At 30.9% G+C, this 6,397-nt stretch carries 8 protein-coding genes; 4 read left to right on the top strand and 4 right to left on the bottom strand.

The genetic code is table 11. The annotated features are described in order from the left end of the window. Positions 1-135: 135 nt before the first annotated feature. Both CQA76_RS08645 and CQA76_RS08640 read right to left on the bottom strand, forming a co-directional pair. On the bottom strand, positions 136-369 hold the full coding sequence (locus tag CQA76_RS08645) for a hypothetical protein (RefSeq protein ID WP_137622985.1): 234 nt from the start codon (positions 367-369) through the stop codon (positions 136-138). Continuing rightward, positions 366-587 (bottom strand): hypothetical protein, encoded by a 222-nt coding sequence (locus tag CQA76_RS08640; protein ID WP_002821137.1) that lies wholly within the window; start codon positions 585-587, stop codon positions 366-368. Before CQA76_RS08640 ends, CQA76_RS08645 begins: the two co-directional genes overlap by 4 nt. 971 nt (positions 588-1,558) lie before the next feature. Between CQA76_RS08640 and CQA76_RS08635 the strand changes: the two genes are divergently transcribed. The 3 genes from CQA76_RS08635 (at position 1,559) to CQA76_RS08625 (ending at position 4,749) form a co-directional block, all read left to right on the top strand. Beyond that, positions 1,559-1,867, top strand: coding sequence for a plasmid mobilization protein (locus CQA76_RS08635; RefSeq protein WP_170999737.1), 309 nt, complete (start codon positions 1,559-1,561; stop codon positions 1,865-1,867). Continuing rightward, positions 1,864-3,372 (top strand): relaxase/mobilization nuclease domain-containing protein, encoded by a 1,509-nt coding sequence (locus tag CQA76_RS08630; RefSeq protein ID WP_137622983.1) that lies wholly within the window; start codon positions 1,864-1,866, stop codon positions 3,370-3,372. The genes CQA76_RS08635 and CQA76_RS08630 overlap by 4 nt, the downstream gene beginning before the upstream one ends. 300 nt (positions 3,373-3,672) lie before the next feature. After that, positions 3,673-4,749 carry a replication initiation protein gene (locus CQA76_RS08625; protein WP_137622982.1) on the top strand — a complete coding sequence of 359 codons (1,077 nt, stop codon included), beginning with the start codon at positions 3,673-3,675 and terminating at the stop codon, positions 4,747-4,749. Here CQA76_RS08625 and CQA76_RS08620 read toward each other — a convergent pair. Continuing rightward, the gene (locus CQA76_RS08620) at positions 4,746-4,925 is read right to left on the bottom strand and encodes a hypothetical protein (RefSeq protein ID WP_408608986.1); all 180 of its coding nucleotides are present in this window, start codon (positions 4,923-4,925) and stop codon (positions 4,746-4,748) included. The genes CQA76_RS08625 and CQA76_RS08620 overlap by 4 nt on opposite strands. A gap of 47 nt (positions 4,926-4,972) precedes the next feature. Beyond that, positions 4,973-5,179 carry a hypothetical protein gene (locus CQA76_RS08615; protein WP_137622980.1) on the bottom strand — a complete coding sequence of 69 codons (207 nt, stop codon included), beginning with the start codon at positions 5,177-5,179 and terminating at the stop codon, positions 4,973-4,975. 398 nt (positions 5,180-5,577) lie between these two features. On the opposite strand from CQA76_RS08615, the gene CQA76_RS08610 reads away from it, so the two are divergent. Further along, positions 5,578-6,297 (top strand): coiled-coil domain-containing protein, encoded by a 720-nt coding sequence (locus CQA76_RS08610; protein WP_137622979.1) that lies wholly within the window; start codon positions 5,578-5,580, stop codon positions 6,295-6,297. Positions 6,298-6,397: the final 100 nt, after the last annotated feature.

The following is a 6,397-nucleotide window of genomic DNA, read 5'->3' as shown; positions in this document are numbered from 1 at the left end:
TTCTCTTTTTTGGTTTATTTAGCTTAGCAAATCGCACCTGTTAAGGTGCTATGATTTGCGAAAAAGGGGTGCGGGGGCTGTCTGAGTGCGTAGCACGGAGCACGGACAAAGCCCACCGCCATAAATTGTTAAAGATTAAGCAGATATATCTAAAAGTTTATCTTTTTTATTATCCGCTTGGTTATCTATATTTGTAGAATTGCTAATATCTTTATCTTTTAGCTTTGTTTCTTCTTCCTTTTCAGCTTTAGCTTCTACTTTTGCTTTTTTTTCTTGAAATTTTAAAGAAAAATCTATAGTTTGTCTATTTACCTCACTCTTGCCAAAATTTGTGGTATCAATAACACCACAAGGTGTTACAAGTATCATTTACATTGTCCTCTTAGTTTGCAAAGCTTATAGTCAATATTATCAGTATAAATACCTTGATTATTGCATTTACTGTAATCTCTTCCGTATTGATAAACTAAAACACAACCTTCGTAATGTGGTTGAACTATAGGCTGTTGAGATACAGTAATTTTATATGCTGAAGCAACACTAGATAATGAAGCAATTAATGCTAAACCTAAGATAATTTTTTTCATTTTAAACCCTTTCTATGATTATTTTTGATATATGAATAATTATAAAAGTCAAAAAATTAATTTAATATTAAACAAGAAAAAAATCAAAAATTTGATTAAATGTTGAGAAAAATTTACTCATTGCAGTATAAAAAATCTATTTAAAACACTATTTTATCGATATTTAATGTCTAAAGGAGACTGAAATTTTTAAATTTTAGTTACCTAGCGAAAAATCTCACTTTTAAGGGGGGTTTTATAGCGAAAAATCTCACTTTTATAGCGAAAAATCTCACTTTTAGCAATTTTAAGCCCCATTTTTCCATAGCTAAAATGCCCGTAAACAAGTATAAACAAGAGTAATATTAAACAAGGGAAAATCAAGAGTAGTAACTAATTTATAATCTACTCTTTTATTTATTTTTTAACATTAAAAATCTCGGTTTTAGACGGGTTTTTCACATTAAAAATCTCGGTTTTAGACGGGTTTTTCACATTAAAAATCTCGGTTTTCACATTAAAAATCTCGGTTTATGAAATTTCAAGCCCCATTTTTCCATAGCTAAAATGCCCGTAAACAAGTATAAACAAGAGTAATATTAAACAAGGGAAAAAATCAAAAAGTCTTAAACTTTTCTTAAAGTAGAAAAAATAGACTAAAAATATATAGTTTTTCTTGAAAATTTAAGCTAAAAATACTATCATTTTAATAATAGGGCGAGGTTACTCTACGTAGCTACAATGCTAAACGCATTTTTGCTACTCCGAGAACTCGTTAGGGAGACCCTAAAACCCCTTGAAACTCTTAAAAAATTTTTAAGCTGTTTTTAAGAGTTAAGCTTATCTTCCCTTTTAGGTTTAGATAAGCATTAGGGCGGTGGGCTTTGTCCGTGCTCCGTGCTACGCACTCACACAGCCCCCGCACCCCTTTTTCGCAAATCATAGCACCTTACCAGGTGCGATTTGCTTTAGCTAATAGAAAGGAGTAAAGCATTAAAACTTTAACTAAAAGATTAAGACTTTCACAAGATGAGTGGGAGCAAATACAAATCAAACTAAAAGAAAGTGAGCTTAATTTTTCTAGTTTTGCTTTAAAATCTATGCTAAAACAAAAGTCCCTTAAAAGAAAACAAATTCCAATCAATAGAGATTTTATAGCCGAGCTTTCTAAGTGGGGTAATAATTTAAATCAAGTTGCAAAGCATTTAAACACATCAAAAGGCGGACTTGATAGAGTAGGGCTAGAAATGCTAAGTCGCATTGAAAATCATCTAAAAGAACTTAGAAAAGTCATTGAATGATTTGCAAATTCTTTAAAACTCAAAAAGGCGGGGGTATATCATCGGTTGATTATATGTTAAATGAGAGAGTTAATCAAGGCACAGCAAGAATATTAAAAGGGGACGAGTTTTTAACAAGAGAGCTTATTAAATCAATGACCCAAAAGCATAAAACTTGCGTAGGTGTTTTATCTTTTGAAGAAAAAAACATCGATGAGAACACCAAAAAAGAAATCATGCAAAGCTTTGAAAACGCCCTTTTAACTCCTGCAATGCAGGGACGCTATAATATTTTATGGGTAGAACATACAGACAAGGGAAGATTAGAATTAAACTTTATAATCCCCAAAATTGACCTAGAAAGCAAAAAAGCATTTAACCCTTACTATCACCTTACCGATAACAAAAGAATTGATTTTTGGCGTGATTTTGTTAATTTATGCTATGGTTTTACAAATCCAAAAGATCCGAGCAAAGAACAAACCCTACAAGGAAGCAAAAAAGAAAAGGAGCTTTTTAAGGACTATGAAGCCCTAGATAAGATACTTCATAAGCAAGTAGCTAATAAAATTATCAATTCAAGAGACGAACTCATTTATCTTTTAGAGCAAAACAATATCGAAGTAACAAGAAAAGGAAGCGATTATTTAAGCATTAAACTACCAGAAAGCAAAAAAGCTAAAAGGTTTAAAGGAGGCATTTACAATGAACAATTTAGAAGCTTTGAAAAGCTTAGAGACTTACGCACAGAAAAAGAAAGCAGAGCAAGAGAGTATCAACAAAGAGATATTAAAGCAGAGCTTGAACGAACTAAACGAGAACTTGATAAATTCATTCAATCAAAAGATGAGTATTACAGAGAAACAATTAGAAAATTTAACGAGCGATTACAGGGAAAAACTAGAAAATTCAATCGAAAAAATGGAGAAATACAATTACAAGATACAGCTAATGAAATTCAAAATATCCAGCCTAGCAATGAGTTTTTTAGTGGGAATGCTTACGATGATGATTTTAAGCGTAGTTGTATGGTATCTGTGGATAAGACCTTATCAGATCAGCAAGGAGCTAACAACGAAATCAAACAGCGGGAAAATTTATATACAAATGCCGAAAGAGAGCGTGATAGTGCAAGACAATTATTATTACCTACCACTAGATTAGAAAAGGCAGAAAATGACGACTTTAGAATTAGAATTAATAGCAGAAATAGAGAGATTACAAGACAAGATAACAGAATATCAACAAGCAGAGATGAAATTACACGAGATAATCAAGAGCGAACGAATAGCATACGAGAACGCTTTGGAAGCTATGAGAAGCAAACTCAACGGCTTAGAACAGAGTTTCAAGGATTTGAAACAGAAAACACAAGAAACGGAGCAATTAAACGAGCAAGAATTGAAACAATTAGAGACATTATACAAGCAAAATATACAGAACTTAGAGAACGAATTAGAAACAGCTTTAAAAAGACAATAAATAAAGCAAGACAGATTAAAAGAGATTTTGGATATAGTAGATAATATATGGAAAAATGGGGGCTGAAATTTGATAAACAGACATTTTACCCGACAAAAGTATATCATAAACCGATAAATATTTTAAAAAAATACTCTGTATTAACTAAAATTGCGATATAATTATTTTGCCCCTAGAGATAGGGGCAATTTGACCAAAAGGACATACTATGAAGCAACATAGTAAGCGTCTTAAGGTAGCATTATATCTAAATTTTAGGTTTTTTAAACTTAAAGTGGCGATATTTTTTGTGAAATAAGACCGCAGGGGTTAAGCCCCTGTCCTTTTGGCCTTAAAGGCTAATTATGCAAACACCAAAAAAAACTAACAAAAAAAGAATTCAAAAAGCAGTCGTAACTCAAAACAATCGCTTTGTTTATGCTAAATACGATATGAACACAAATGAACTTAAAATGTTTATGTGGATCGTCGCACAAATAAACAGCCAAAAAGATAGTTTATTTCAAGTGTGCGAAATGCCATTAAGTGAAATATTTGAAGTTTTAAATCATCAAAGCGAGGAAAACTACACTTATATAAAAAATTTAATTGATAATATGGGAAAAAAGACCTATATCGAGGACTTTAAATTGCTTGATGAGATGACAATGAAAGAAGTTGAAATTCATAGAGTTATGCCCTTATTTCAATTTATAGAGTATAAAAAAGGAGCTTCAAATATTAGCTATAGATTAAATGATAATCTTATGCAATACTTGTTAGAGCAAAAAAGAGATTTTACCCAGTTAAAATTTAGTGATATCCAGCAAATGAAATCAGCTTATAGCATAAGAATTTATAATATGCTTGTTTGTGAGTTAAAACAGAACAAACAAAGCCTTAAAATCAATCTTGCAGTATTGCAAAATCTTTTGGAAGTTCCAAAAAGCTTTTACGAATGGTATGATTTTAATCGCTTTGTATTAAAACAAGCCGAAAAAGATATAAATGGCAAATCAAATCTTGTTTTACTAGAAATAAAAACTTACAAAACAGGGCGTAAAATCACAGATTTAGAATTTATTTTTGATTATAAGAACAATGATAAACGCATCGCACAAGAAAAAGCCAAACAGGAGAAATTTTTTACCAGGCTAAAAGAAATACTAAGCAATTATATAGGCAAATCAATTTATGATGAACGCTTTGGTGAAATGATAGTAACTCATTACGACCACAATGAAGCTGATAATAAAATTTCAATCATCGCACAAAGAAAGAGCGATGATAAATTTGTGGCTTTTGGTGTTAAAAACTTCAAAGACATACAAAGCTTAGAGAAGTTAAAAGACAAAGCCGAAGAACTTTTTTACTTAGATAAGCAAAGAGTAATTAACGCCAAAGAAGCACAAAACTACAAAAATCTTTTCACAATGGATTAAGCAGATATATCTAAAAGCTGATCTTTTTTATTATCTGCATTTGTAGAATTGCTAATATCTTTATCTTTCAGCCTTGTTTCTTCTTCCTTTTCAGCTTTAGCTTCTACTTTTTTTGTATCTTCTTCTTGTTCCATAAGCTTTAAGGTGTCATATACTTGATGAACTTCTTTAGGCATACACTTATGGAAGCGAATATTTGAATTAGGATTTAACATATTTAACATCAGAAACAATATCCAAATTTACAAAGTATGTTATGTCCAGCTTCTTGGTAAATTGGTTGATGTATAGTTTGACAATTATGAAAATCTTTGCAAGTTAAAATTCTACTTTGTTTTGAATTGTTAGTATTTTCATTGCTATTATTTGAAGCTAAAGCAACGCTAGATAATGAAGCAATTACTGCTAAACTTAAGATAATTTTTTTCATTTTTGACCCTTTCGATAATTAAAATTTTTGGTATATGAATAATTATAAAATTCAAAAATTAATTTAATATTAAACAAGAAAAAAATCAAAAATTTTTGATTAAACGTTGAGAAAAATTTACTCAACTTTATTTTCTCTCTCTCGCTCTCTCTCGCGCGTACGCGTATCACGCACGCACGTACGCGGTTTTTAAATTTTTTATATATTTTTATATATTTTTAGGCAACGTTCCAGAGCCTATATTAAGGGGCTTAGCGGAGTATTAAAACGGGAAATTTAAACTATTAAAACGGGAAATAATATTGACAATTCCGTAATAATTCCGTAATAATATGCTACAATAAAAAATCCGCCTTGAGTTTTCACTCTTGGCGGAAATCCACAACTTAGGACATACTATGAAAAAACATAGTAAGCGTCTTAAAGTAGCATTATATCTAAATTTTAAGCTTTTTAAGCTTAAAGTGGCAAAATTTAAAGAACAAGAAAAAGAAATGCAAAAGAAAATATTAGAACAGGAGCATAAATTAACAGAATTAGCCCTAGAATTGAAAAAAAAAGAAAAAGAGATACAAGACAAGGCTAAAGAGCTAAAATCGAAAGAAAACGAATTACAGGCTAAAATAGAGCAACATCAAAAACATATACAAAATTTAGAACTAGGACACGAAAAAGCCTTAAAAGAACTTACACAAGAATTTGAAAAGCGTTTGAGCCTATGGAAAAACATTCTAACGTTTGGAAAGCATAACGCCAAAGTAAGACAAGATTATCAATTAACCAAGAATGCTTTTCTAATCAGCACCAATGAAAGCAAGAGAGAAGCTAGTAAGGAACTCGAATATTTAAAATTTGAATATGACAAAGTTAAAGATGAAAGAGATAATTTAAAGACTTTGTTTGAAGCACATAAGACAAATAATGAAAAATTAGAAACCCGACTAAAAGAAATAGGCAAATGGTGTGAAAAAAACTTAAGCATAGAGCAATTAAAAGAAATATTTCCTAAAAAAGCCGAAAGAATAGAAAAGGAACTAAAATACCAAAGTGCCTTTGAAAATTCTTTTGATCGATCAAAAGTTAAAAGAAACGATAGAGGGTTTGGATTTGGTAGATAATTTCTCTTTTTTGGTTTATTTAGCTTAGCAAATCGCACCTGTTAAGGTGCTATGATTTGCGAAAAAGGGGTGCGGGGGCTGTCTGAGTGCGTAGCACGGA

Origin of the sequence: Campylobacter aviculae (assembly GCF_005406215.1) — a bacterium.
In the GTDB taxonomy this organism is placed as follows: domain Bacteria; phylum Campylobacterota; class Campylobacteria; order Campylobacterales; family Campylobacteraceae; genus Campylobacter_D; species Campylobacter_D aviculae.
The sequence above is the reverse complement of the archived record's forward strand: the minus strand, read 5'-3'. Positions and strand labels throughout refer to the sequence as shown.

Coding starts and splice junctions, on each gene's coding strand:
- CQA76_RS08645 (WP_137622985.1), bottom strand. CDS start 369: ATGATACTTGTAACACCTTGTGGTGTTATTGATACCACAAATTTTGGC.
- CQA76_RS08640 (WP_002821137.1), bottom strand. CDS start 587: ATGAAAAAAATTATCTTAGGTTTAGCATTAATTGCTTCATTATCTAGT.
- CQA76_RS08630 (WP_137622983.1), top strand. CDS start 1,864: ATGATTTGCAAATTCTTTAAAACTCAAAAAGGCGGGGGTATATCATCG.
- CQA76_RS08625 (WP_137622982.1), top strand. CDS start 3,673: ATGCAAACACCAAAAAAAACTAACAAAAAAAGAATTCAAAAAGCAGTC.
- CQA76_RS08620 (WP_408608986.1), bottom strand. CDS start 4,925: ATGCCTAAAGAAGTTCATCAAGTATATGACACCTTAAAGCTTATGGAA.
- CQA76_RS08615 (WP_137622980.1), bottom strand. CDS start 5,179: ATGAAAAAAATTATCTTAAGTTTAGCAGTAATTGCTTCATTATCTAGC.
- CQA76_RS08610 (WP_137622979.1), top strand. CDS start 5,578: ATGAAAAAACATAGTAAGCGTCTTAAAGTAGCATTATATCTAAATTTT.